General features: G+C 61.2%; 24 protein-coding genes. 8 read left to right on the forward strand and 16 right to left on the reverse strand.

Going from position 1 to position 24,872, the window contains the following annotated elements:
• Nucleotides 1-283 precede the first annotated feature (283 nt).
• Both CAG47_RS21135 and CAG47_RS21140 read left to right on the forward strand, forming a co-directional pair.
• On the forward strand, nucleotides 284-1,426 hold the full coding sequence (locus tag CAG47_RS21135; RefSeq protein ID WP_085727026.1) for a glycerate kinase: 1,143 nt from the start codon (nucleotides 284-286) through the stop codon (nucleotides 1,424-1,426).
• A gap of 87 nt (nucleotides 1,427-1,513) precedes the next feature.
• Nucleotides 1,514-2,701, forward strand: coding sequence for a pyridoxal phosphate-dependent aminotransferase (locus CAG47_RS21140; RefSeq protein WP_085727028.1), 1,188 nt, complete (start codon nucleotides 1,514-1,516; stop codon nucleotides 2,699-2,701).
• Nucleotides 2,702-2,847: 146 nt separating this feature from the next.
• Here CAG47_RS21140 and CAG47_RS21145 read toward each other — a convergent pair whose 3' ends face one another.
• The 8 genes from CAG47_RS21145 to CAG47_RS21180 form a co-directional block, all read right to left on the reverse strand.
• On the reverse strand, nucleotides 2,848-3,825 hold the full coding sequence (locus CAG47_RS21145; RefSeq protein WP_085727030.1) for a D-glycerate dehydrogenase: 978 nt from the start codon (nucleotides 3,823-3,825) through the stop codon (nucleotides 2,848-2,850).
• A gap of 21 nt (nucleotides 3,826-3,846) precedes the next feature.
• Complete coding sequence (locus tag CAG47_RS21150; RefSeq protein ID WP_085727032.1) at nucleotides 3,847-5,145, reverse strand: MFS transporter; 1,299 nt, start codon at nucleotides 5,143-5,145, stop codon at nucleotides 3,847-3,849.
• Between the two features lie 88 nt (nucleotides 5,146-5,233).
• Nucleotides 5,234-6,220, reverse strand: coding sequence for a sugar kinase (locus CAG47_RS21155; RefSeq protein WP_085727033.1), 987 nt, complete (start codon nucleotides 6,218-6,220; stop codon nucleotides 5,234-5,236).
• Nucleotides 6,213-6,995, reverse strand: coding sequence for a sugar phosphate isomerase/epimerase (locus CAG47_RS21160; protein WP_085727035.1), 783 nt, complete (start codon nucleotides 6,993-6,995; stop codon nucleotides 6,213-6,215). Before CAG47_RS21160 ends, CAG47_RS21155 begins: the two co-directional genes overlap by 8 nt.
• A gap of 151 nt (nucleotides 6,996-7,146) precedes the next feature.
• Nucleotides 7,147-8,172 carry a LacI family DNA-binding transcriptional regulator gene (locus CAG47_RS21165; protein ID WP_085727036.1) on the reverse strand — a complete coding sequence of 342 codons (1,026 nt, stop codon included), beginning with the start codon at nucleotides 8,170-8,172 and terminating at the stop codon, nucleotides 7,147-7,149.
• 173 nt (nucleotides 8,173-8,345) lie between these two features.
• Nucleotides 8,346-8,987 carry a DUF1345 domain-containing protein gene (locus CAG47_RS21170; RefSeq protein WP_085727038.1) on the reverse strand — a complete coding sequence of 214 codons (642 nt, stop codon included), beginning with the start codon at nucleotides 8,985-8,987 and terminating at the stop codon, nucleotides 8,346-8,348.
• Nucleotides 8,988-9,154: 167 nt separating this feature from the next.
• Entirely contained in the window at nucleotides 9,155-12,253 is a 3,099-nt protein-coding gene (locus tag CAG47_RS21175; protein WP_085727040.1) for an efflux RND transporter permease subunit, read from the reverse strand.
• Between the two features lie 15 nt (nucleotides 12,254-12,268).
• Nucleotides 12,269-13,426, reverse strand: coding sequence for an efflux RND transporter periplasmic adaptor subunit (locus CAG47_RS21180; protein WP_085727042.1), 1,158 nt, complete (start codon nucleotides 13,424-13,426; stop codon nucleotides 12,269-12,271).
• A gap of 291 nt (nucleotides 13,427-13,717) precedes the next feature.
• Here CAG47_RS21180 and CAG47_RS21185 point away from each other — a divergent pair, with 291 nt between their 5' ends.
• The 3 genes from CAG47_RS21185 (at nucleotide 13,718) to CAG47_RS21195 (ending at nucleotide 16,117) form a co-directional block, all read left to right on the forward strand.
• Complete coding sequence (locus CAG47_RS21185) at nucleotides 13,718-14,419, forward strand: response regulator transcription factor (protein ID WP_085727044.1); 702 nt, start codon at nucleotides 13,718-13,720, stop codon at nucleotides 14,417-14,419.
• Between the two features lie 4 nt (nucleotides 14,420-14,423).
• Nucleotides 14,424-15,725: an ATP-binding protein gene (locus CAG47_RS21190; RefSeq protein ID WP_085727046.1), complete on the forward strand. Its 1,302-nt coding sequence runs from the start codon at nucleotides 14,424-14,426 to the stop codon at nucleotides 15,723-15,725.
• Between the two features lie 116 nt (nucleotides 15,726-15,841).
• Complete coding sequence (locus tag CAG47_RS21195) at nucleotides 15,842-16,117, forward strand: hypothetical protein (protein ID WP_085727048.1); 276 nt, start codon at nucleotides 15,842-15,844, stop codon at nucleotides 16,115-16,117.
• 45 nt (nucleotides 16,118-16,162) lie between these two features.
• Here CAG47_RS21195 and CAG47_RS21200 read toward each other — a convergent pair whose 3' ends face one another.
• The 6 genes from CAG47_RS21200 to CAG47_RS21225 form a co-directional block, all read right to left on the reverse strand.
• A complete protein-coding gene (locus CAG47_RS21200) occupies nucleotides 16,163-16,924 on the reverse strand; it encodes an anti-sigma factor (protein ID WP_085727050.1) in 762 nt (253 codons plus the stop codon).
• The gene (locus tag CAG47_RS21205; RefSeq protein WP_085727052.1) at nucleotides 16,924-17,406 is read right to left on the reverse strand and encodes an RNA polymerase sigma factor; all 483 of its coding nucleotides are present in this window, start codon (nucleotides 17,404-17,406) and stop codon (nucleotides 16,924-16,926) included. Before CAG47_RS21205 ends, CAG47_RS21200 begins: the two co-directional genes overlap by 1 nt.
• 66 nt (nucleotides 17,407-17,472) lie before the next feature.
• A complete protein-coding gene (locus CAG47_RS21210) occupies nucleotides 17,473-18,015 on the reverse strand; it encodes a tetratricopeptide repeat protein (protein ID WP_085727054.1) in 543 nt (180 codons plus the stop codon).
• 409 nt (nucleotides 18,016-18,424) lie between these two features.
• Nucleotides 18,425-19,378 carry a D-2-hydroxyacid dehydrogenase family protein gene (locus CAG47_RS21215; RefSeq protein WP_085727056.1) on the reverse strand — a complete coding sequence of 318 codons (954 nt, stop codon included), beginning with the start codon at nucleotides 19,376-19,378 and terminating at the stop codon, nucleotides 18,425-18,427.
• A gap of 90 nt (nucleotides 19,379-19,468) precedes the next feature.
• Nucleotides 19,469-19,906, reverse strand: a complete 438-nt coding sequence (locus tag CAG47_RS21220; protein ID WP_085727058.1) for a YqaA family protein — start codon at nucleotides 19,904-19,906, stop codon at nucleotides 19,469-19,471.
• The gene (locus CAG47_RS21225) at nucleotides 19,903-20,349 is read right to left on the reverse strand and encodes a DUF411 domain-containing protein (protein ID WP_085727060.1); all 447 of its coding nucleotides are present in this window, start codon (nucleotides 20,347-20,349) and stop codon (nucleotides 19,903-19,905) included. The genes CAG47_RS21220 and CAG47_RS21225 overlap by 4 nt, the downstream gene beginning before the upstream one ends.
• Before the next feature lie 358 nt (nucleotides 20,350-20,707).
• Here CAG47_RS21225 and CAG47_RS21230 point away from each other — a divergent pair, with 358 nt between their 5' ends.
• Complete coding sequence (locus CAG47_RS21230; protein ID WP_085727062.1) at nucleotides 20,708-21,238, forward strand: hypothetical protein; 531 nt, start codon at nucleotides 20,708-20,710, stop codon at nucleotides 21,236-21,238.
• A 152-nt stretch (nucleotides 21,239-21,390) separates the two neighbouring features.
• Here CAG47_RS21230 and CAG47_RS28770 read toward each other — a convergent pair whose 3' ends face one another.
• Nucleotides 21,391-21,528: a hypothetical protein gene (locus tag CAG47_RS28770; RefSeq protein ID WP_177409050.1), complete on the reverse strand. Its 138-nt coding sequence runs from the start codon at nucleotides 21,526-21,528 to the stop codon at nucleotides 21,391-21,393.
• A 156-nt stretch (nucleotides 21,529-21,684) separates the two neighbouring features.
• Between CAG47_RS28770 and CAG47_RS21235 the strand changes: the two genes are divergently transcribed.
• Nucleotides 21,685-21,873 carry a hypothetical protein gene (locus tag CAG47_RS21235; protein WP_085727064.1) on the forward strand — a complete coding sequence of 63 codons (189 nt, stop codon included), beginning with the start codon at nucleotides 21,685-21,687 and terminating at the stop codon, nucleotides 21,871-21,873.
• Here CAG47_RS21235 and CAG47_RS21240 read toward each other — a convergent pair whose 3' ends face one another.
• Entirely contained in the window at nucleotides 21,874-22,245 is a 372-nt protein-coding gene (locus CAG47_RS21240; RefSeq protein WP_015094968.1) for a hypothetical protein, read from the reverse strand.
• Between the two features lie 248 nt (nucleotides 22,246-22,493).
• Here CAG47_RS21240 and CAG47_RS21245 point away from each other — a divergent pair, with 248 nt between their 5' ends.
• Nucleotides 22,494-24,839: an acylase gene (locus tag CAG47_RS21245; protein WP_085727065.1), complete on the forward strand. Its 2,346-nt coding sequence runs from the start codon at nucleotides 22,494-22,496 to the stop codon at nucleotides 24,837-24,839.
• Nucleotides 24,840-24,872: the final 33 nt, after the last annotated feature.

Below are 24,872 nucleotides of genomic sequence, written 5' to 3' on the forward strand. Positions count from 1 at the left end.
ATCGAGCAGTTGTCATCAAGAACCATGCTGGCAGCACGTTGCTTGAACTCGCGGGTATAGGTCTTTCGCTCTTGCATGGAACCTCCTGATTGGGCGAATCATATCGCCCTTAAGAGGTGTCCGGGATCATTAGGCCAGTTCAGGCTCGCTCCCACAAGGGATTGAGTGAAACCTCCGGGTTTTGTGGAATTGAACAATAATCCCCATCGGCGCTTGTGCAGCGGACCGGCGTTATTGTTCATGGCGGCTGGCAGCATGTGGACATTGGAACTGGAGAATTCCCATGAAAATCGTGATCGCCCCCGATTCGTTCAAGGACAGCCTCAGCGCTCAAGGCGTGGCCGATGCCATTGCATTGGGATTGGCGCAGGTGTGGCCGGATGCACAACTGATCAAATGCCCCATGGCCGACGGCGGGGAAGGGACTGTCGAGTCGATTCTTGCCGCGTGCGAAGGCGAGTTACGCCGCACCGTGGTTCGCGGGCCGCTGGGGACCACGGTGGATGCCGCCTGGGGCTGGTTGCCACAGAGCCACACCGCAATCATCGAAATGGCCGAGGCCAGCGGTTTGCAGTTGGTCCCGGTGGCACAACGGGATGCGTGCATCAGCAGCACCTTCGGTACCGGGCAATTGATCCGCGCCGCCCTGGATGCCGGTGCGCTTCGGGTGATCCTGGCGATTGGCGGCAGTGCGACCAATGACGGCGGTGCCGGTGCGATGCAGGCCCTGGGCGTGAAACTGCTGGACGCCCAGGGGCAGACGCTGTCACCGGGCGGGCTCGCACTTGCGCAATTGGCCAGGGTCGACCTGAGCGACCTTGATCCGCGTCTGGCACAGGTGCGTTTCGACATTGCCGCTGACGTTAACAACCCGCTCTGCGGCCCCCACGGCGCCTCGGCGATTTTTGGCCCGCAAAAAGGCGCCTCGCCCGTGCAGGTCGAACAACTGGACCAGGCGCTGGGGCATTTTGCCGACCATTGCGCGACTGCCCTGGGCAAGGATGTTCGCGACGAACCGGGCAGTGGCGCCGCGGGTGGCCTTGGGTTTGCCGCCAAAGCGTTCCTGGGCGCGCAGTTCAAGGCCGGGGTCGAGGTGGTTGGCGAACTGGCGGGCCTGGCCGAGTCGGTAGCAGGCGCCGATCTGGTGATCACGGGCGAAGGGCGTTTCGATGCGCAAACCCTGCGCGGCAAGACGCCGTTTGGCGTGGCGCGTGTTGCCAGGCAGCAGGCCGTACCGGTCATCGTCATCGCTGGCACGCTGGGCGATGGATATCAGGCGCTCTATGAGCATGGCATCGACGCTGCGTTTGCCCTGGCAAGCGGGCCGATGACCCTGGAGCAGGCCTGTGCCGAGGCGCCGCGCTTGCTGCGTGAGCGGGCGACCGATATCGCGCGCGTCTGGCGGATGGCCGTTGGCAAGCACTGACTGGTTCATGTTTGAAAGCGATGGTGGCGCGTTTCGTGATTTGAGATAGGGTTGTGGCTGGGAGCACCCGCGCGACAGGAGACAGATATGCGCTACTCAGCCTTGACCCAACGAATCGCCGGTGACGGAGCGGCGGCCTGGCAGATTCACGATCGAGCGCTGCAATTGCGCGAACAGGGCATCGATGTCCTGCTGCTGTCAATCGGCGACCCCGATTTCGATACGCCGCAACCCATCGTCCAGGCCGCCATCGCCAGCCTGTTGGCCGGTGAAACGCACTACCCTGAAGTGCGCGGCAGTCGAGGGCTGCGCGATAGCATCGCTCGCCGACATCGGCAGCGCAGTGGTCAGGTGGTGGATGCCGAACATGTGATTGTCTTTCCAGGCGCGCAGTGCGCGGTGTATTCGGTGGCGCAATGTCTGCTCGATCCGGGCGATGAAGTGATTGTCGCCGAGCCGATGTACGTGACCTATGAAGGCGTGATCGGCGCCTGTGCGGCCACAGTGATCCCCGTGCCAGTGCGTCCGCATAACGGGTTTCGCGTCGACCCGGCGGATGTCGCGGCACGAATCACGGCGAAAACACGCGCCATCCTGCTCAACAGTCCGAACAATCCATCCGGCGCCAGTTTGTCACTGTCGATCTGGCAGGAACTGGCGGCGTTGTGCGTTCGTCACGATTTGTGGCTGATCAGCGACGAGGTCTACAGCGATCTGCTGTTCGAAGGCGAGCACATCAGCCCCGCGAGCCTGCCGGGCATGGCCGAACGGACGGCGACCATCAACAGCCTGTCAAAGTCCCACGCCATGAGCGGTTGGCGGGTGGGCTGGGTGATCGGGCCCAAACCCATGGCCGGACACCTGGTCAATCTGTCGCTGAGCATGCTCTTCGGCATTCCGGATTTCGTGCAGAACGCCGCACAGTTGGCTCTGGACCGGGACCTGCCGGAAGTGGCCGCGATGCGCGAAGAGTATCGCCAGCGTCGTGACCTGGTGTGTGCAAGTCTGGATCAATGTCCGGGCCTCAGGCCGATTCGTCCGGACGGCGGCATGTTCGTGATGGTCGATGTAAGTCAGACCGGCTTGTCGGCCCAGCGCTTCGCCGAACACCTGCTGGAGGGCTATGGCGTGTCCGTGCTGGCCGGTGAGGCCTTCGGCCCGAGCGCGGCGGGGCATATCCGCATAGGCCTGGTAGTGGACCGGATGAAGCTGGCTGAAGCATGCCGGCGGATTTCTTTGTGCGCGGCGCAATTGCTGGAGGCGCGGCGCGCCTGAAGGATTTTACATTGTCTTTACTGGCCCCTTCGCGAGCAAGCCCGCTCCCACATTTGATCTCGGTTGTACACAATACCTGTGAACGCTGAAGATCCAGTGTGGGAGCGGGCTTGCTCGCGAAGGGGCCAGTCCAGGCGCCCAATACCTCAGGCTTTCCACGCCCCAACATTCACCAGATTGGCCGGACGTTCACCCGCCAGCGCCGCCAACAGGTTGTCCACCGCGCATCTGGCCATGGCCTCCCGTGTTTCATGGGTGGCCGAGCCGATGTGCGGTGTCGCCACAACGTTGTTCAACTGCAACAGCGGTGAGTCCTGGTTCAACGGTTCGCGTTCGAATACATCCAGCCCCGCCGCGCGAATCCGGCCCGTACGCAAGGCTTCGATCAACGCTGTTTCGTCCACTACCTTGCCCCGTGAAATATTGATGAAGATGGTTTCCGGACGCATCAGGGCGAACTGTTCTGCACCGATCAGCCCTTCGGTTTCAGCGGTCAGTGGCAACGTCAGGCAAACGAAATCGGCTTGTTGCAGGAGCTCCGGCAGACTGCGGTAGCGCGCATTGAAACGCTGTTCCACCGCAGGTTTCGGCGAATGGCTGTGATAGATCACCTGCATGCCAAAACCGAAATGCCCGCGTTGCGCGAGGGCCTCGCCGATGCGCCCCATACCGATGATGCCCAGGGTCTTGCCGTGCACGTCGCTGCCGAAATGCGTGGGGCCGATATTGCGGGTCCACTTGCCTTCGCGAATCATGTTTGCCAGTTCCACGACGCGCCGGGCCGTTGCCAGAATCAGCGCGAAACCAGTGTCGGCGGTGGTTTCTGTCAAGACATCCGGTGTGTTGCTGAGCAGGATGCGCCGCTGGGTCAGGTAGTCGATGTCGTAGTTGTCGACACCCACCGAGACGCTGGCAATCGCCTGAAGGTGGGGTGCCAGATCGAGCAGTTCGGCATTCAGTTTCAGACTGGCACCCAGCAAGCCCTGAGCGCGGGGCAGGGCATCGCGCAGTTTGCCCAGGCCCTCGGCATCAAGGTTATCGATCAGCGTCACTTCGGCCTGCTCGTGCAGGCGAGCCATCAACAGCGGCGAGAGCTTTTTGTACAGGACGACCTGCTTTTTCATCTTCGAGATCTCAACTTCAATTCAGGAATGTGCCGTGGCGGCGTGCGTTACCGTGGCCGAAGGCCGCTCCCGATCACTGGCGCCGGGCTTGAGGAAGATCGTCAACAGCACCGAGAACATCAACGCACCACTCATCAACAGATACGAGGCACCGGGCGAGCCGGTGGCGCTGTTCAGGTAGCCGACCAGATAGGAGCCGCCAAAGGAACCGAGGGCGCCCATACTGTTGATCAGCGCCATGGCGCCACCCGCGACGTTGGCCGGAAGGATCTCCGGAATGATCGCGAAGAACGGTCCGTAAGGCGCGTACATGCAGGCGCCGGCAATCACCAGCAGGGTGTAGGACCACCAGAAGTGTTCGGCACCCAAGGCGTAGGAACCATAGAAGGCAATCGAGGCAATCAGCAGGGGTGGCCACACGAAACGTTTGCGTTTTTGCAGCTTGTCCGACCCCCACGACACCAGCAGCATGCCGATCACCGCCGCCAGGTAGGGCAGCGCCGACAGCCAGCCGGCCTGGATCATGTCCATCTGCGCGCCGGCCTTGAGGATCGACGGCAGCCACAACACAAAGCCGTACACGCCAATGCTCCAGCAGAAAAACTGCAGGGCCAGGATGATCACTTTGGGTGAGCGAAACGCTTCGGCGTAGTTCTTCACGGCCTTGATACCGACCTGCTCGGCGGCCAGTGCGCTTTCCAGATCCTGCTTTTCCTGATCGTCGAGCCACTTGGCTTGTGACGGACGATCATCGGCCAGGCGCCACCAGATGAATGCCCACAACACCGCGGGCAATCCTTCGATGATGAACATCCAGCGCCAACTGAAGTGCTGCACCAGATAGCCCGAGACCACCGACATCCACAGCATGGTCACCGGGTTGCCGAGAATCAGAAAGGTGTTGGCCCGTGAGCGTTCGGCGCGGGTGAACCAGTGGCAGAGATAGATCAGCATCGCCGGCATCACGGCGGCTTCGACCACGCCAAGCATGAAGCGGATGACGATCAGCCAATAGGCATTGGAGACAATCCCGGTCAACGTCGCCAGGCTGCCCCAGAGGATCAGGCTGACGAAAATCAGTTTCTTCACACTGTTCTTCTGCGCATAGATCGCGCCGGGGACCTGGAAGAAAAAGTAACCGAGGAAGAACAGCGCGCCGAGCATCGATGACAGCCCGGGTGTGATCATCAGGTCCGCCGCCATGCCGGATGCGGCGGCGAACCCATAGTTGGCGCGATCCAGATACGCCAGGCTATAGGTGATGAACACGATGGGCATGATGTACCACCAGCGGCGGGTGGTGAGCGTTGCGGTTTTCATGGTGGTGCTCCTGAGCTTGTTGTTTTTGTCGCAGCAGGTAACGGGTTGTTTTTCAGTGCCTGTACTGGCCTCATCGCGAGCAGGTGATCTAGGTTCGACACAAATCCCCTGTAGGAGCGAGCCCGCTCGCGATGGCGGCCTCAAATTCGTTGACCATTTCGGAACGGGTAGGCAACCCCTCCATATCCCCACGGCTCTGCACCGCGCGACTGCCAATCCAGTTGGCACGCTTCACGGCCTCGGCAAAGCTGTGGTTTTCCAACAGCGCGCTGATCATGCCGACGGCAAAACCATCGCCGGCGCCCACGGTGTCGACCACTGTTTCCACCGGCACGCCAGCCACGAAACCCTGGTCAAAATGGCTGCGGTAGTAAGCCCCGTGCGGGCCAAGCTTGATTGCCACGGCTTCGGCGCCCTGGTCGAGGTAGAAGGCGGCGATGTCAGCCGGGTCCTCGAAGCCGGTCAGCAAGCGACCTTCGCTCAACCCCGGCAACACCCAATGGGCGAGGGCGGCGAGGCGGTTGATCTCGGTGATCATCTGTTGCTCGCTGGCCCACAGGCTCGGGCGCAGGTTCGGGTCGAAGGACACACTGCGCCCAGCCTCGCGCATGCGGGTCATCAGTTCGAACGACATCTGCCGGGCCGTTTCCGACAGCGCCGGGGGAATGCCGGTGGCGTGCAAGTGCCGGGCCTTGAGCAAGTCGGGGACGATCGAGTGCGACGACAGGTGACTGGCCGCAGAGCCACGTCGGAAGTACTCGACGGTGGGATCGCTGCCATCGTCGGTGCGCGACTTGAGCTGAAAACCGGTGGGGTGGGCGGTGTCGATGTCGACGTGGCGGCAATCAAGGCCTTCTTTTTCCAGGGTGTCGACCACGAACCGGCCCAGCGAATCGGCGCCGACACGGCTCAGCCATGCCACGTTGAAACCCAATCGGGAAAGGCCTATGGCGACGTTGCTGTCGGCCCCGGCAATGCGTTTGTGGAAAGCGCCGACACTGGCCAGATCACCCGCCTGCTCGGCGACGAACATCGCCATGGTCTCGCCGAAAGACAGAATATCGATGTCAGACATGAGCACTCTCCAGCTGCGACTGGCCGAGGTGGGCGAGGGCTGCGACGTGCTCGGTGGTCAGTTGCACCAGGTCATCGCCTTGCAGCGGATATTCCGCGGCCCGCGTTACACCCTGGGCCATGTGCCGCAGCAAGTGTTCCCATTGTTGCAGGTCACTGACGGCGGGCGCGATGGCAACCAGTTTGCCGTCGGCACGGCGCGTGACCGCCTTGCAGTGCACATAACCGACATGGCGGCCGAGCAATCGCGCGGCGCTGGCGGCGCACTGGTCTTGCCAGTGCCAATTGCCGATGTCGAAGGTCATTTTGATCGGCAGCCCGTGCTGCTCCACATCCGCGAAAAAACGCTGGAAGGGTTCGATGCGGCCGCCGTGCAGAGTCTGGTCGTTTTCCACCAGCAACTGCACGGCGCTTTCGCCCAGCACTCGGGCGAGGGTTTGCAGATCGCTGTTTTCAGTGAAGTAGCCCAGCGATACCTTCAGCCATTTGGCGCCGAACGCCTGGGCGCGTTGCAGGGCCGTGATCAGTTCGGGATTGGGCCTGGATTGCCCGGCCAGCCATAGCTCCATTGGCGACGAATAAACGCTCTCAAGGCCTTCTGCTTGAGTGGTGTCGGCCAGTTGAGCTGGGTTCTCGGTGGTCAGTAATTCTTCGCGCCATTCGATGCGAGAAGCGCCGGCGGCGGCGAGAATCCCGATGAAGCTGCCCTGGCCGCGCTGGCGCACAAGGTCGGCGCCGTAGCTGGACAGGCTGATGGAAACGGCTGGTCTTTTCATTGTTTTTCTACCTCTGAAACCGATTTCATTTTTGTTCAAAAAAATTTGCAGTGCTTCCTGGCCCCCTTCGCGAGCAGGCTCGCTCCCACAGTTGATTTGAGAATAGAGGCTCATTGTGGGAGCGAGCCTGCTCGCGAAGGGGCCCTGACATTCAACGTAAATTCCCAAGGGTCGACCCTCTAACAATCAACCGCGCCGAAAAATCCAATGTCCGCACCGCCCCGTCATCCCCGCGCAGTCGCTTGAGCAGACACTCGAACGCACTGGCGCCCATTTCGGTGGTCGGCTGCGCGAGGGCGGTAATGCCGCTGCCCACCAACGGGTACCAATCCAGGTCATCGAGGGCGATCAAGCCAATGTCATCGAACAAGTTGCACTTGAGCTCACGCAACGCATGGGTGCTGGCTAGCGCGGCAACCCCGTTCGCGCAAAACAGTGCTTTCGGGCCGGGGCCAGGCGTGTCGAGGAACATTTTCAATTGTGCGGTGAGTTCGCTGCCGGTTTCGATGTGGGTGCCGCGAAGCGCCGGGCGTTGCTCGATTTGCGCCTTGAAGCTGCTGACCCGCTCAATTCGTGAGCTGGTGCCATCAAACGGCTCAGTCACCAGCAATACATCGCAGTAACCGCGTTCCTCAAGGTGGTCGAGGGCCATTTCGATGGCCTGCGGGTTGTTCAGCCCGACCATATCGCTTTCAAGGTGCTCGACCTTGCGATCCACCAGTACCAGCGGCATTTCCCGGTGCAGTTCGTGCAGCTCGTCACGGTGATGGCCGAGGGTGTTCACGATCAGGCCTTCGATGTTGTACGAGCGCAGCAGGGCCAGGTGTTGACGTTCCTGCTCGTCGTCGCGGTCGGTGTTGCACACCACCAGGCTGTAGCCGTGCTGGCGGCAGGCGGTTTCCACCCCGTGCATCACGGCGATTGAATAAGGATTGCGGATGTCGGCCACCAGCATGCCGATCAGGCGGGTGCGCCCGCGCTTCAGGCCGCGGGCCATCTGGTTCGGGCGATAGCCCAATTCAGCAATCGCCTGCTCGATGCGTTGGGCAATGGCATCGGAGAGCAGGGCGCGGTCTTCGCCGATGAATCGCGAAACGCTGGCCTTGGAGACCCTGGCGTGTTCGGCCACATCGAGCATGGTCACGCGGCTGCGCTGGGCGGCGGAGAAATCGTTCACGGTCTGAAACCTTCTTTTTGGATTTATAAGGTCGAGCGCTTCGCGAGATAGTGCTGAAACCGGTTTCAGAAGACACCAAAAGCCAATTCGCTGTCAAGCCCGATTGTGGATTGCCGAGCGAACACCCAGGCAGGGCCGGGCTGTTTCACGCCTCGACCGAGGGTGTGCAGTCATCAGCCGAAAAGGCCGGCCGCGATGTTGATCGAAAAACCGAGAATGGCCGTGTTGAACACAAAACCGATCAACGACTGCGCGAGCACAATCTTGCGCATGCCCCGCGTGGCCACGCCAACATCCGAGGTTTGCACTGCCACACCGATGGTGAACGAGAAGTACAGGAAGTCCCAGTAATTGGGTGTCGTCAGACCTTCGGCAAAGCGCAGCGCCGGCTCTTTGCCTTGCCAGGTGTAAAACAGGCGCGCGTAATGCACGCTGAAAATCACCCCGATCAACAGCCAGGAACCGATCACCGTCAACGCAGTGAAGCCGTAGTGCAGGAGCTTGCGGGTGGTTTCCAGGTCTTTGCTGCCGGCCAGTTCGAAGGTGATGGTCGCCAGGCTGGCCAGTGCCGCAATGCACACCAGCGCCAACACCAGCCCGGCGTTTTCGTCTTCGGTTTCGGCGATGCGTTTAACGTCAGTCGCTTTCGAGCGCACAGTGAGCCAGAACATCAGCAACAGGTAGATCCAGACGCCGGCATTCCAACCGATGAGGATCTTGCTGATCGGCGAATCGGCCGGGACCAGAATGCCCACCGCGATACCCAGCAGGATGGCGGCGGACAGGCGAGGGTGGGTGCGGGGGAGGAAGGACATGGAGGCTCGATGGGCTTCGGACTATGCCAACACCTTAGCCCAGGCGAGCACAATCTTGAAATCACCGAGACCCCCTTGCTCGCGATGGCGGACTTACAGTCAACATCGTCATCGACTGACACGGCGCCATCGCGAGCTTGCTCGCTCCTACAGGGGGCGATGCTTGGTCAGGTGGTTTTGTGGCGCTTGCGCACCCGTTTGATCACCACCACAAAAAACACCGGTACGAACACCACGGCCAGGGTCGCCGAGATCATCCCGCCGATCACCCCGGTGCCGATGGCCTGCTGGCTCGCCGAACTGGCGCCGGTCGCGAAAGCCAGGGGCACCACGCCAAGGATGAACGCCAGGGAGGTCATGACAATCGGCCGCAACCGCAGGCGCGCGGCTTGCAGGGTCGCGTCGATCAAGTCGTGGCCGTCGTCGTACAGGCTCTTGGCGAACTCGATGATCAGGATCGCATTTTTCGCCGACAGGCCGATGATGGTGATCAGTCCGACCTTGAAGAACACGTCATTGGGCATCCCGCGCAAGGTCACGGCCAGCACTGCGCCGAGCACACCCAGCGGCACTACCAGCAGCACCGAGGTCGGGATCGACCAGCTCTCGTACAACGCCGCCAGGCACAGGAACACGATCAACAGCGACAGCCCCAGCAGGATCGGCGCCTGGCTGCCGGACAGCCGTTCCTGCAACGACAGCCCGGTCCATTCCTGGCCCAGGCCCGCCGGGCCTTGCGCCACCAGCCGCTCGATCTCGGCCATGGCTTCTCCGGTGCTGTGGCCTGGTGTCGGTTCACCGGAAATGCTGATCGCCGGGTAGCCGTTGTAGCGGGTCAACTGCGCCGGGCCCTGAGTCCATTTGGCCTGCACGAAGGCCGACAAAGGCACCATTTTTCCGTGGGTGTTGCGCACGTGAATCTTCAACAGGTCTTGCACCTGGCTGCGCTGATCGCCCTCGGCCTGGACCACGACGCGCTGCATCCGCCCCTGATTGGGGAAGTCGTTGATGTAGGCCGAGCCCACGGCCGTGGACAGCACGTTGCCGACGTCGGCAAAGGACACCCCCTGTGCGTTGGCCTGCTTGCGGTCGACCACCAGTTGCACCTGCGGTGCCTCGGCCAGGGCACTTTCGCGCACGTTCATCAGGATCGGACTTTTTTCCGCCGCCGCGAGCAACTCGGTGCGGGCTTCCATCAACCTTTCATGGCCGAGGCCGCCGCGATCCTGCAGGCGGAACTCGAATCCGCTGGACGTACCCAGGCCATCCACGGGCGGCGGCAGGACGGCGAACGTCACCGCGTCCTTGATCTGGCCGAGGGCGACGTTGGCGCGGTCGGCAATCGAAGCCGCCGAGTCGTCGCTGCCGCGCTCGGACCAGTCCTTGAGCGTGCTGAACGCCAGCGCCGCATTCTGGCCGCTGCCGGAGAAGCTGAAACCGAGGATCACCACGCTGTCGCGGATGCCCGGTTCCCCGGCGTTGTGTGCTTCGACCTGTTCAGCCACCTGCACCGTGCGGTTCTTGCTCGCACCGGGTGGCAACTGGATGTCGGTGATGGTGTAGCCCTGGTCTTCCACCGGCAAAAACGAGGAGGGCAAGCGAGTGAACGCCAGGCCCAGTCCGATCAACAGTACGCCGTAGATCAACAGGAAGCGCCCAGTGCGTTTCAACGCATAGGCCACCCAACCCTGATAGCGCTCGGTCAGTTGTTCGAAGCGGCGGTTGAACCAGCCGAAGAACCCGGTCTTTTCGTGGTGCTCGCCTTTGGCGATCGGTTTGAGCAGCGTCGCGCACAGGGCCGGGGTCAAGGTCAGGGCAAGGAAGGCCGAGAACAGGATCGAGGTGGCCATCGACAGCGAAAACTGCTGGTAGATCACCCCGACCGAACCCTGCATGAACGCCATGGGAATAAACACCGCGACCAGCACCAGGGTGATGCCGATGATGGCCCCGGTGATCTGCCGCATGGCCTTGCGCGTCGCTTCCTTGGGCGACAAGCCCTCGGTGGCCATGATCCGCTCGACGTTCTCGACCACCACGATGGCGTCGTCCACCAGAATGCCGATGGCCAGCACCATGCCGAACATGGTCAGCACGTTGATCGAAAACCCGAGTGCGAGCATCGTCGCAAAGGTGCCCATCAACGCCACCGGGACCACCAGGGTCGGAATCAACGTGTAGCGGATGTTTTGCAGGAACAGGAACATCACCGCGAACACCAGCAGCATCGCCTCGCCGAGGGTGTAGACGACCTTGGTGATCGACACCTTGACGAAGGGCGAGGTGTCGTACGGAATCGAGTATGCGACGTTCGCCGGGAAGTAGCGCTTGAGTTCATCCATCTTCGCCCGCACCAGGGTCGCGGTGTTCAGGGCGTTGGCACCGGGTGACAGCTGCACGGCGACGGCGGTGGACGGCTTGCCGTTCAGGCGCGTGGAAAACTGGTATTCCTGACTGCCGATCTCGACCCGCGCCACATCGCCGATGCGTACGGTCGAGCCGTCCGGGTTGGCCTTGAGGACGATGTCGGCAAACTCTTCAGGGGTCGACAACTGACCCTTGACCAGAATGGTCGCGGTGATTTCCTGGGTGGTACGGGTCGGCAGATCGCCGATGCTGCCGGCCGACACCTGGGCGTTTTGCGCGACGATCGCGGTATTGACGTCCGCCGGCGTGAGGTTGAACGCGAGCAGCTTCTGCGGGTCGATCCAGATCCGCATCGCCCGTTCGGCGCCGTACAACTGCGCCTTGCCGACGCCGTCCAGACGCTTGATCTCGTTCATCACGTTGCGCGCCAGGTAATCGCTGAGCGCCACGTCGTCGAGTTTGCCGTCGCTGGAGGTCAGGGTGATCAGCAGCAGGAAGCCGGAGGAGACTTTCTCCACCTGCAGACCTTGCTGGATCACCGCTTGCGGCAGCCTTGACTCCACGGCTTTGAGGCGGTTCTGCACGTCCACCTGGGCCAGTTCCGGGTTGGTGCCGGGCTGGAAGGTGGCCTTGATGGTGGCGCTGCCCAGGCTGCTCTGGGATTCGAAATACAACAGGTGATCGGCACCGTTGAGTTCTTCCTCGATCAGGCTGACCACGCTTTCGTCCACGGTTTGCGCCGAAGCGCCCGGGTACACGGCGTAGATTTCGATTTGTGGCGGCGCCACATCAGGGTATTGCGCCACCGGCAATTGCGGAATGGCCAGCGCACCGGCCAGCAGGATGAACAGGGCAACCACCCAGGCGAACACCGGACGGTCGATAAAGAACTGCGGCATAAAAAAGCGTCCTGCTTACTGACCAGTCACCTGGGCGAGTGGAAGAGGGGTGTCGTCGATCTGCACTTTCTCGCCGGGACGGGCGTGCTGCAGGCCTTCGATGACGATGCGGTCGCCTGCCTTCAGGCCGCCGGTGACGATCCAGCGATCGTTCTGCACGGCGCCGAGTTCGACCGGTTGCTGGCCGACCCGCTGCTCAGCGTCGAGCAGCAGCACCTGGGCGATGCCGGCGCTGTCACGCTGGATCGCCCGTTGCGGCACGCTGATGCCCTGCTGGTTGACCGCCTGTTCCAGGCGTACACGTACGAAACTGCCGGGCAGCAGGTCGAGGTCTGGGTTGGGGAACTCGCTGCGCAGGATGATCTGGCCGGTGCCCGGGTCGACCGTGATATCGCTGAACAGCAGTTTGCCCGGCAGGGGATAGAGGCTGCCGTCATCCTGAATCAGCGTGGCCCTGGCCTGGCCCTGGCCGACCTGCTGCAACTGGCCGGAGCGGAAGGCCCGGCGCAGTTCGTTGAGTTCGCGGGTGGACTGGGTCAGGTCGGCGTGGATCGGGTTCAGTTGCTGAATCAGCGCCAGGGGCGTGGTTTCGTTCTGCCCCACCAACGCGCCTTCGGTGACCAGCGCCCGGCCTATGCGACCGGAGATCGGCGCGGTGACGGTGGCATAGCCGAGGTTCAGTTTTGCTCGTTCAACGGCGGCTTTACTGGCGGCGACGTCGGCGGCGGTTTGCCGTGCGATGGCCCGGGCATTGTCGTAGTCCTGGGCGCTGACGGCCTTGTCATCGATCAACTGGGCGTAGCGTCGCTCCTGCAAGCCGGCCTGGAACGCGTTGGCCTCGGCTTTGCGCAAGACCGCTTCGGCGCTGTTCAGGTCCGCCTTGAAGGGGGCCGGATCGATGCGGAACAAGACATCGCCCTGTTTCACATCACTGCCTTCACGGAAGGTCTGCTGCAAGACCACGCCGGCCACGCGGGCACGCACTTCGGCCACACGGGGCGCGGCGATCCGCCCGCTCAGCTCGCTGCTGATGGTCAGTGGCCGTGCTTCGACGGTTTCGATGCGCACCGTGGCCAGCGGTGTCTGTTCCTCGGCGTTCGAAGACTTGTCACACGCCCCCAGTGTCAACGCCAGAGCAATCAGACTGAGCCTGGCAAGCAGATTCTTCGACATGTAATACCCCAATAATGACTCCCGGCATGCTACCGGGCGCAGGCGAGGGTAGCGGTGAAGCTTTGTTGGCGCTGTGTGAAATTGTGTAAGGGTTTTACTCAGGAACGAGTGAGGGCGTATATCCTTCAGTCCTTGATTTCTATTGCGTCTGAGAGATCGCTTCGCGGGCAGGCCCGCTCCCACAGTGGCCAGTGATGTTCAGATCATTTGTGTTCACCGCAAATCCTGTGGGAGCGAGCCTGCTCGCGAAGAGGCCGGAACAGACGCCAAAGCACTTTGTGGAAACACCCCATGCCCAACATCCTCCTGGTCGAAGACGACACCGCCCTCGCCGAACTGATCGCCAGCTACCTGGAACGCAACGGTTATTCCGTCAGCGTGATCAGTCGCGGTGACCCTGTGCGCGAACGTGCGCGGCTCGATCCACCTGACCTGGTGATCCTCGACCTGATGCTGCCCGGCCTCGACGGCTTGCAGGTCTGTCGCCTGCTGCGCGCCGATTCGGCGACCTTGCCGATCCTGATGCTCACCGCCCGCGACGACAGTCATGACCAAGTGCTTGGCCTGGAAATGGGGGCCGACGACTATGTGACCAAACCCTGTGAGCCACGGGTGCTGTTGGCCCGGGTGCGGACCCTGTTGCGCCGCAGCAGCCTCAGCGAGCCGCAGACCGCCAATGACCGCATTCTGATGGGCAACTTGTGCATCGACCTGTCCGAACGCACCGTCACCTGGCGCCAGCAACCAGTGGAATTGTCCAGCGGTGAGTACAACCTGCTGGTGGTGCTGGCCCGGCATGCCGGTGAAGTGTTGAGTCGCGACCAGATCCTGCAGCGTCTGCGCGGTATCGAATTCAATGGCACCGACCGTTCGGTGGACGTGGCGATTTCCAAGTTGCGGCGCAAGTTCGACGACCACGCCGGCGAGGCGCGCAAGATCAAGACCGTGTGGGGCAAGGGTTACCTGTTCAGTCGTTCCGAGTGGGAATGCTGAGCCGATGTTCAGAATCCTCTTTCGCCTGTACCTGGTGACCATCGTTTCATTCAGCGCCGCGATTTACCTGGTGCCGGATCTGGTGGTCAAGGTGTTCCACGAGCGCTTTGTCACCTACAACCTCGATTACTCGCGCGGGTTGCAAACGCTGATCGTCAAACAGTTTCGCTCGGTTCCGGCCGAACAGTGGGCGACCCTGGCCGCGGAGATGGACAAGGATTTCAATCCGCTGCGCATCGTGCTCAGCAGCAATGACGACAGCAGCCTGACGCCCGATGAGCAGCAGCGCCTGCAGCGCGGCGAGAACGTCGTGCGCGTGGGCGACTGGGGTTGGCGCACGCTGGCGGTCGCGCCGCTGAACGAGCGCACCGTGGTGCAAATGGTGGTGCCTCCGGATCCGCTGGACGTCAATCTGTTGTACTGGAGCATCAACGTACTGATCGGCGCGACCATGCTCGCGTGCCTGTTGTTGTGGCTGCGCCCGCACTGGCGTGACCTGGAGCGCCTCAAGGGCGCGGCCGAACGCTTTGGCAAGGGCAACCTGGGCGAGCGCACGCAAATTTCCCCGAATTCCAACATCGGCAGCCTGGCCAGTGTGTTCGACACCATGGCCGGCGATATCGAGAACCTGCTCAACCAGCAGCGCGACCTGCTCAATGCCGTGTCCCACGAATTGCGCACGCCGCTGACGCGCCTGGATTTCGGCCTGGCGCTGGCCCTCTCGGATGACTTGCCGGCAGCCAGTCGCGAGCGCCTGCAAAGCCTGGTGGCGCACATTCGTGAACTCGATGAACTGGTGCTGGAACTGCTGTCCTACAGTCGCCTGCAAAACCCGGCGCGGCTGCCGGAACAGGTCGAGGTGTCGCTGGATGAATTCATCGACAGCATTCTTGGCAGCGTCGACGAAGAAATGGAGTCCCCGGAAATCGTTATCGACGTGTTGCTCCATGGTCAGTTGGAACGCTTCAGCCTGGATCCGCGCCTGACGGCCCGCGCCCTGCAAAACCTGCTGCGCAATGCCATGCGCTATTGCGAAAAGCGTATTCAGATTGGTGTGCAGGTCAACACCGGCGGCTGTGAAATCTGGGTCGACGATGACGGCATCGGCATTCCGGACGACGAGCGCGAGCGAATTTTCGAACCTTTCTACCGCCTCGACCGTAGCCGCGATCGTGCCACCGGCGGCTTCGGTCTGGGGCTGGCGATCAGCCGCCGCGCACTGGAGGCCCAGGGCGGCACGCTTACGGTGCAAGCCTCGCCGTTGGGCGGGGCGCGCTTTCGATTGTGGTTGCCGGCTTCGGTTTGATTACGACAAGCGGCAGCATCATCTGTCAGGTTTGACAGTAGCAACGCACTGAGCTTGCGCGTTTCATGAGTCTGCAACGTATAGCCAGGACAAGGCGGCAGGGCTGGAGGAGACGAATGAGCGCGCCAACAATAAAAACCAGCGGGCAGGGTACGATCAGTGCAATCAGGGACGTCAGGATCGAAAACCTGTCGACAAAGTTTGCGATGGTCATGCCGGATGGCGGTTTCAGCACCGTGGCAATCAGAATCGGGCCTAACGTGACCGCCGAGGGACACGCCTGTTTTCTGGTGGGCGATGCGGTGAAATATACGATGTCGAAAGGGGCGACCGGAGAGCCGCAACAGGCTCATGGGCTCGAAAAGTCGGGCCTCGAAAGCTGGAGAGCATGACGAGCCGCGGGGCCTTTCACGACCCCGCAAGCCTGTGCCTCCCCATCACGCGCTCAGCCGCTTCCGCAACAACGTGGCCATCTCCTCCAAGTCCGTCATCGACTGATGCCCGATCAGCATCCAGGCGTGTTCCTGGTCCGCCCAATACACGATGTTCAGTTCGCGCCGTTGCTCCCGGGCCAAACGCCGGCTGCCGCTGTTGGAACGGGTAACGCACAGCGCCATGGGACCATGCGCGGGATCGAGGTAGGTGATCTGGGCGATGGGGGCGCCGTCGTACTCGAGGATTTGCGCACGCTTGAACTCGGCGCGGGGCAGGCTCAGTTTCGCCGGCGCGAGGTCAAGGCCCAGGCGCGCATCGATCGTCCGCAGTTGGGCCCGCTGGGTGGCTTCGTCAGTGGGCAAATGCTCCAGGGTCGCCGGCACATAGAGCGCCATGTAATCGGCCACCAGACCGCGCCAGTTGTGAGTCTGTCGACTCGCTTGCCAGCCGAGAAACAAACGGTCGGCCAGCACGCCACCGGCCAACAGTCCGGCCGCGGCGGCAAGGAACCAGCGTCGATTGAGCCCAGGGCGCACGGGGGAGGGAAGTGTGGCGAGCATGGCTTGCAGGCTATCCACCGGTGCCTGCCGGGCCAGTTCATCGTAGGCCTCCTTGAACGGCAGGCTGCTGCGATCCAGCCATTGCAGGCGCAGGCCAAGCATGGGGTCGGCAATGATGGCCGCGTCGATGCGCGAGCGCTGCTCGACATCGAGTTGGTTGTCGAGGTAAGCCACCAGTAGTTCGTCCGAGGGTTTCGCGTTCATCAATGTTCTCCTCGGTAAGGGTGGGGCACCGCGTGCAACGGTGGATACTCGGCCAGTTTCGCCCGGGCGGCGGCGAGGCGACTCATGACCGTGCCGATGGGCACTTGCAGCACATCGGCGACTTCGCGATAGGACAGGCCTTCGACGTAGGCGAGAAACACCGTTTCGCGCTGGGCCTCGGGCAACGCATCGACGCGGCGGATGACCTGTGCCGCCAATACGTGGGTCTGGGCCACGGCTTCACCATCGAACGACAAGGCCTGATCGGCATCCACCTGGCCTTGACCCTGGCGCACTCGCTGGGCGCGGATTTCGTTGAGCCAGATCGAATGCAGAATGCTCAACAGCCAGCGGTCCATGCGCGTCCCCGACACGAATTGCGCGGCCCGCTCCAACGCTCGCACGCAGGTGGCCTGCACCAGGTCATCGGCGATGTGCCGCTGTCGGGACAACAGCAGGCCGTAGCGCCATAAACGCGCCAGATGCTGGTTCAGTTCCGTTCGTATTTCCTGATCGCTGGCGATGGCGACCTCCGTCCGCTCGGGTTTTCAGGTTTTCGATGAATCGTTGATGGCTTCGGCCAGGTCCTGGTACTCCTCGCACTGGGTGTTGCCGCAGATGGATTTGATCTGCTGCAATTGCTCCTGCGCGAGATCCAGCCGGCCTTTGATCACATAGGCCTCGCCGAGGTATTCGCGGACCTGCGCGTATTGCGGGTCGAGTTTCACCGATTGCAGGTAATAACCGATGCCTTCGTCGGTGCGCCCCAGTTTACGCGTGGCGTAGCCGCGATAGTTCAGCGCTTTTGCGGTATTTGGCTGTTTCAGCGTGTCGAGCAGCGCCAGGGCTTCTTCATAACGCCCGTCCTTGGCCAGTTGATAGGCATAATTGGTGCGATCTTCGTCAGGCACCAGGTTGCTGGTCTGCCTGACACAGCGCTGCGACCGGGTATCCAGCACCTGACCCTTGGGGCAATTGGGTCTGGCAGGCGGCTCGTCACCGCCGCCACCACCGTTGGCCAGGGCGAGGGAGCCGGATAGTGCAACGCTCAGCAACAGCGGGGTCATCAGAACTGCAAAACGAATATTCATGGGCTTTGCTCCATCGATTCATGCGTTTGAGATCATAGTGCGCCCCGTCGAATGCAGCGCAAGCGGCCTGTACATTTGAAGGGGGCTGACTGCGCCGGCAATCTCATGTTCATGGTCAATGTCCTGAGAACACCGCAGCATGAACAATTATTCATTACGTTCTGCCAGTGGTTTCAAGGAAAGCTTGAATCGAGCCCTGAAGGGATCAAGAACTGCAGGCGAGCTAACGCTCGACCTGATGGCTCTGCTCGTCTGTAGGAGCGAGCATGCTCGCGAAGAACGCCAGGACAACGCGGGCATTCAGGCAGCACGCGTTATCGTTGACGTCCATCGCGAGCATGCTCGCTCCTACAGGGGAATGAATTCAAATGCGCTTTGGCTTTTGATCTTCTTGCCCCCTGACGCGCTATCAACCCAGCAGACGAATCGGCGCCCCCGCCGACCAGGCCTGGATGTCCTCGATCATTTGCGAGAAAAACAATTGGTAGTTCTGTTGGCTTACGTACCCGACATGGGGCGTCGCCAGCACGTTGTCCAGGGTCCTGAACGGATGGTGGGCAGGTAGCGGCTCATGTTCGAAGACGTCCAGTGCGGCGCCGGCCAGCCGCTGTTTCTGTAGCGCCTTGATCAACGCCGCTTCATCGACAATCGGTCCGCGAGCGGTGTTCACCAGCAGCGCCGTGGGCTTCATCCAGCCCAGGGCTTGTGCGTCCACCAGGCCCCGAGTGCGCTCGCCGAGCACCAGGTGCACCGACAGCACGTCGGCCTGTACGAACAGCTCCTGCTTGCTGACACGGGTTACACCGACTTGTGCCGCACGTTCAGCGGTAAGGTTTTCGCTCCAGGCGATGACGCGCATGCCGAACACCTGACCGAACTGCGCGACGCGCTGGCCGATGCTGCCAAGGCCGAGGATCGACAGTGTCTTGCCGTGCAAGTCGCCGCCAAGGCTTTGTTGCCACTGGCCGGAACGCAAGGCGTTGGCTTCGAGCACCAGATTGCGGGTTGCCGCCATGATCAGCGCCCAGGTCAGTTCCGGTGCGGCGTGTTTGTAGCTGTCGGTACCGCAGACCTGAATGCCCAGGGCCGCGGCGGCTTTCAGGTCCAGGGCCGCGTTGCGCATGCCGCCGGTCACCAGTAGCTTGAGCTTCGGCAGGCGGTGCAGCAGGTCTTCATCGAAGCGGGTGCGCTCACGCATCACGCAAATCACCTCAAACCCGGCCAGACGCTTGGCCAGGGCTTGGTTGTCGGCGGGGTAGTCATGGAGGAAACTCACCTGGCCGACGCTGTCCAGCGCCGACCAGTCCAGCACATCCCGCGCCACATCCTGCCAATCATCAAGCACTGCAATCTGTACAGGCATCAGCCTTTCCTCTTCAACGCACGGGGTTGGTTTTGTTCAGCCTGGCGAGCAGGGCGACATCAAACAAAGGCAATCGTCGCCCTTGAAGGTTCAGCCCATCCAGCCCAGTGTCGCCACGGCCAGTACGCCGTAACGGGCGCCTTTGGCCAAGGTGACGATCAGCAGGAAGCGCCCCAGCGGCTCGCGCATGACTCCGGCGACCAGCGTCAGCGGATCGCCGATCACCGGCAGCCAACTGAGCAGCAACGACCAGTGGCCGTAGCGTTGGTAATGAAACCGGGCTTTTTCCAGGTGCTGGGGACTTACCGGAAACCAGCGCCGGTCACGGAACCGGTCGACTCCGCGTCCCAGCCACCAGTTAAGCAGCGATCCCGAAACGTTGCCGAGGGTTGCCACCGCCAGCAGTGCCCAGAGCCAATGCCGATCGCTGAGCAACAGGCCCACCAGCACGGCTTCGGATTGCAGCGGCAGCAGCGAAGCCGCACCGAATGCTGCGAAAAACAGCCCGAAGTACGCACCCCAACTCAATGGGCCGGGTAGTCCGCAACCACCAGGTCAGTGCCGTCCTTTTTCAGGCCGATGACCTGATAGGCGTCACTCATGCCGTCCATCTCCATGCCAGGCGAACCCATGGGCATGCCAGGGGCCGCGACGCCCAACAGATCGTCGCGCTTGCTCAGGGCCAGGACCTGGTCGGCCGGAACGTGGCCTTCAACGAATTTGCCGTTGATCAACGCGGTGTGGCACGACGCTAGGCGCGGCGGCACGCCGTGCTGTTGCTTGAACTCACTCATGTTGGCTTCGACGTGGTCTTCGACCTTGAAACCATTGGCCTCCAGGTGGCTGATCCACTTTTTGCAGCAACCACAATTGGCATCGCGATGCACCTCGATCGGAATGAGATCGGCGGCCTGGGCCAGGGAGGACATGAACAGGGCGCTCAGGGCGATCAGACGCAGAGGGTTTCGCATGGGATTGGTCTCGACTAGCGGGCAAAAAACGCATTCTGACCCTTTTTATTGGTCAGGCATTCAAGGAGTGTTTCAGATTGCTACAAAGATCCGTCATCCGATGATGGTAGATCAATGCTGTCAGGCAGATGAGGGGCACATTACAAAATCGTCAGGTTGAAACGCCGAAAGAGTATGTCCTGATTGATAGTAATGAACTAACCGAAGTGTACAAAAAATAAAAACGGGCAGAGCTGTATGTACGGGTTGTTTCAGAATTGTACGATAATTGTAAAAACTCTGAATTTAAGTTTGGTGGCTTCATGTGTGCCGTTGATACTCGGTGACCACTGAATTCGGTCAGACATGGAGTTTTTCAATGACTATCGGTTATACCGGCGCCTGGACCCCGAAGGCGGGCCTGCTGGTTAGAGATAACGCCAGCAGTTCAAAACCTGTGTCCCAGAGCGTCAAGGTCAAGCAGATGCTGGCCCTGGTAGGCAGTAATCCGGTTGAACTGGATACAGCCAGGATGGACAAGATGCAATTGCGCAAGCAGATGAAGGGTTTTGACCCTGCCAATGTTTCAGTCAAGTCCATGGGCACGCTCAGTGTCTTTCTGAAAGAACGTGGCCTGATCAGCGATGTAACGGCGGTTACGCTGAGTAATGCCGGTGACAAGTTCGACCGCTTTGGCATCAAGGACCCTGACGCGAAGTTCAATGCGCTGGAATACTTTGCCACGCAACTGGACAACATCCAGAGCAACAATCTGAAGGGCAACAAGTACGCCAATTACTTGATTCCCGAGTTCAAGAAAGCGATCTACGTCCTGCAAAACCTGGAAACCTACGGCAAGAGCAACGGCCCCATGGAGCGGCCAGGCAGTAGTGTCTCGGCCAAGGCTTGACACCATTTGCGCGGCCCGTCCGGTGCATCGAACGGGCCGGCGACGCTTGGCGGTCGAGCAGTTTCATGACGTCTTGCGGATAACGCAGTCGCTGTAAAGAGTGCCTCCAGCGCTTGATTTTTACCGCAAGGATTCAGCAGGTTGAGCCGCCGTCAGCGATGCTGGTAATAACCCGATCCGCCATGGTTGTAGTAGTGATCGTGGTGCCGGCCCCCGTGAGGGTAAATAATGCAGCCGCTCAGGGTCAGGATGGCCAGCAGGGGAATCAGCGGTGTGATTCGACGCAACATTTGAAAGTCCTCATGGTTATCGCCGTAATGAAGCTAAAAAGCTTCATCGGCTGTAACATGAGACCCCGCTTGTAGCCGATTATTCCCCAAACCGGGTAAGTGCTTGGCATGCGTATCGATACACACCGGATACATTTTCAGATTCAGGAACCCGCAATGACTCAGTCGCAACGTTTGAAATACTCGATTCTGATCTCCCTGGCAGTACTGGGGATCATGTTTGGCCTTTCCTGGTTGCAGAACACCGGCGTCATCAGCGAGAAGATGTTCCAGTACATCGCCATTGGCGTGGCGGTGATCGTGGTGGTCATCAATGGCGTGATGCGCCGCAAGGTCAAGCCCTGATCACTGGTTGCGCAGAATGGCGGCAGCCTGTGGATGCAGGCTGTAGCTTTTGTCCGGATTGAGCACAATCACGCCTTCGCTGCACAAGCGCTTCAGCACTTCACGCACACTGAGAAAGGACAGGGGAATATCCAGGTCCAGCAATTGGCTGTGCACACCACGCACGCCAAGGCTGCGGTCGCTTTCGGCGGCCGTCAGCAGGGCATCGATGACTTTCAGGCGGATCAGGCTGGTCCGCAGGCCATAGCTTTTGAGCAGGATTCTGATCCGCTCGTTGCCGTGGCGGTCGGTACGCGGCTCGAATACGCCGACTCCCATGGAAGTACCCTTTGGCGCGTTGCTACCGTCCGTTGGCAGTTGCGAGTTGTACATTGCAAAACTCCTTTTCAGAGTCTGATCAGGAAAAATGGTCGCTCCTACATGACTGGACGTATGAGCAACCCAAATCATGAAGGCTCAAATGTAGAAATTTTGTCGCCGTCGTGTGATCAACCTGTTAGTCCAGGCGCTGTGCGCAGCCAAGGTCCTAAATTTTTGATGTGAGCTTCGTCCCTACAGGGAGGCGCAGTGCGCGTGGGCATGCGCACGGTCAGCCATCGTTTTTTCGATCAGGAGCGAGCGTGATTATTTCCAGCCAGTTAACCAGGCTGAGCCTGGCGGGTGTGACTCTGGGGTTGAGCCTTGCGGCGAGCGCGAGCGATATGCCTGCGCAAACGGGCGCCGACATTCGCCGAACCAGTTTTGGCGTGCCGCACATTCGAGCCGACAACGAGCGCGGGCTCGGCTACGGCATCGGCTATGCCTACGCCCAGGACAACCTGTGCCTGCTGGCCAACGAGATCACCACGGTGAATGGCGAGCGTTCGCGTTATTTCGGAGCGGATAAGCTCACCGTCGAGGAGCGTGAGAACCTGGTCAGCGATGTGTTTTTCACCTGGTTGAACACCCCGCAGGCCGTCTCCGGTTTCTGGCAGGCCCAGTCGCCGGAGGTGCGTGAAAGGGTTGAAGGCTATGTGGCGGGGTACAACCGTTCCTTGAGCGAACGTCGCGCCCAGGGTTTGCCGCCGCAGTGTCAGGGCGATTGGGTCCGGGACATCACGGCATTGGATGTGGTCAAGCTGACCCGGCGCTTGCTGGTCGAAGGTGGCGTCGGCCAGTTTGCCGAAGCCCTGGCCGCTGCCACGCCACCGAAAGCCGTGGCTCAGGCGTCGAGTGCGCAGGCAGCGTTCCAGGTGGCCGCCACGCGAATGCAGCGCTTTGCCCTGGACCGCGGCAGTAACGCGGTGGCGATCGGCAGCGAGCGTTCCTTCAACGGGCGCGGCATGTTGCTGGCCAATCCGCACTTCCCGTGGGTGGGCGGCATGCGTTTTTACCAGATGCACTTGACCATTCCCGGCAAACTGGACGTGATGGGGGCGGCGTTGCCCGGCCTGCCGTTGATCAACATCGGTTTCAATCAACACCTGGCCTGGACACACACGGTGGACTCGTCCAGGCATTTCACGTTGTATCGCCTGCAACTCGACCCCAATGATTCGACCCGATACCTGCTCGATGGCCAGTCGTTGCCGCTGGACAAGCAGACCGTGAGCGTCAACGTCCGGCAGGCGGACGGGCAGGTCCATGGGATGTCCCGTGTGATCTACAGCTCGAAGTTCGGACCGGTGGTGCAATGGCCGGGCAAACTGGATTGGGATCATCAGTACGCCTTCAGCCTGCGCGACGCCAACCTGGATAACGACCGCGTGCTGCAGCAGTGGTACGCCATGAACCGCGCCGAAAACCTCAAGGAATTCCAGGCCACGGTGCACAAGATCCAGGGTATTCCGTGGGTCAACACCCTGGCGGCGGACGATCAGGGGCAGACGCTGTACATGAACCTCTCGGTGGTGCCCAATGTCAGCGTCGACAAGCTGGCGCAATGCAGCGATCCGCGGATCGGCCTGCAGATGATCATTCTTGACGGTTCCAACAGCGCCTGCGCCTGGGACATCGACCCGCAGGCGCCACAGCAGGGCATCTTTGCAGCGGACAAGTTGCCGCAATTGCTGCGCAAGGATTTCGTCCAGCATTCCAACGACTCGGCCTGGATGGTCAACCCGGCGCAAGCGCTGACGGGCTATTCGCCGCTGATCAGCCAGGACAGCCAGCCATTGGGCCTGCGTTCACGCTTTGCCCTGGACCGTTTGAGTACGCTGAGCCGGGCGGGCAAGATCGCGTTGGCGGACTTGCAGCACATGGTCATGGACGATCAGGTGTATCAGGCGACTCAAGTGATGCCGGACCTGGTGCAATTCTGCGCAGGGGATCTCGGTGCCGAGGCCAAAACACTCGCGCCACTGTGCGCCAGCCTCCAGGCTTGGGACCGCAAGGCCAACCTGAACAGCGGTGTGGGTTTTGTGCACTTCCAGAATGTCATGGAGGCATTGGAGTCTGTGCCGGACGTATGGCGTGTCGCCTTCGATCCGCTGCACCCGCAACATACCCCGCGTGGCCTGGCGGTTGATCGCCCGCACGTGGCGCAGGCATTACGGGCCGCGATGCTGGCTTCGGTTGAGCAGGTCAAGGCGTCTGGCCTCAAGGCGAACAGTCGCTGGGGTGATATCCAGGTGGTCAGCAGCGGCGGCCAGCAAATACCGATCCACGGTGGGCCGGGTACGCTCGGCGTCTACAACGCCATCCAGAGCGTGCCGCACAGCGACGGTAAACGTGAAGTGGTCAGTGGCACGAGTTACCTGCAAGTGGTGACCTTCGATGAAAACGGACCACAGGCCAAAGGGCTGCTGGCGTTCTCGTTGTCCAGCGACCCGGCGTCGAAGTTCTCGCGGGATCAGACCCAGGCCTTTTCAACGAAACAATGGAGCGTGCTGCCTTTCACTGAGCAACAGATCCTGTCCGACCCTAACTATCAGGTACACACGATCAGCCAGCAGGATGCAACGGCAGCCAAGGTCGCCGCGCAGTAAAGAAATGGAGCGTTGAATGGATACCGAAGGCCG

Source organism: Pseudomonas sp. R37(2017), from assembly GCF_002113375.1.
Taxonomy (GTDB): Bacteria; Pseudomonadota; Gammaproteobacteria; order Pseudomonadales; family Pseudomonadaceae; genus Aquipseudomonas.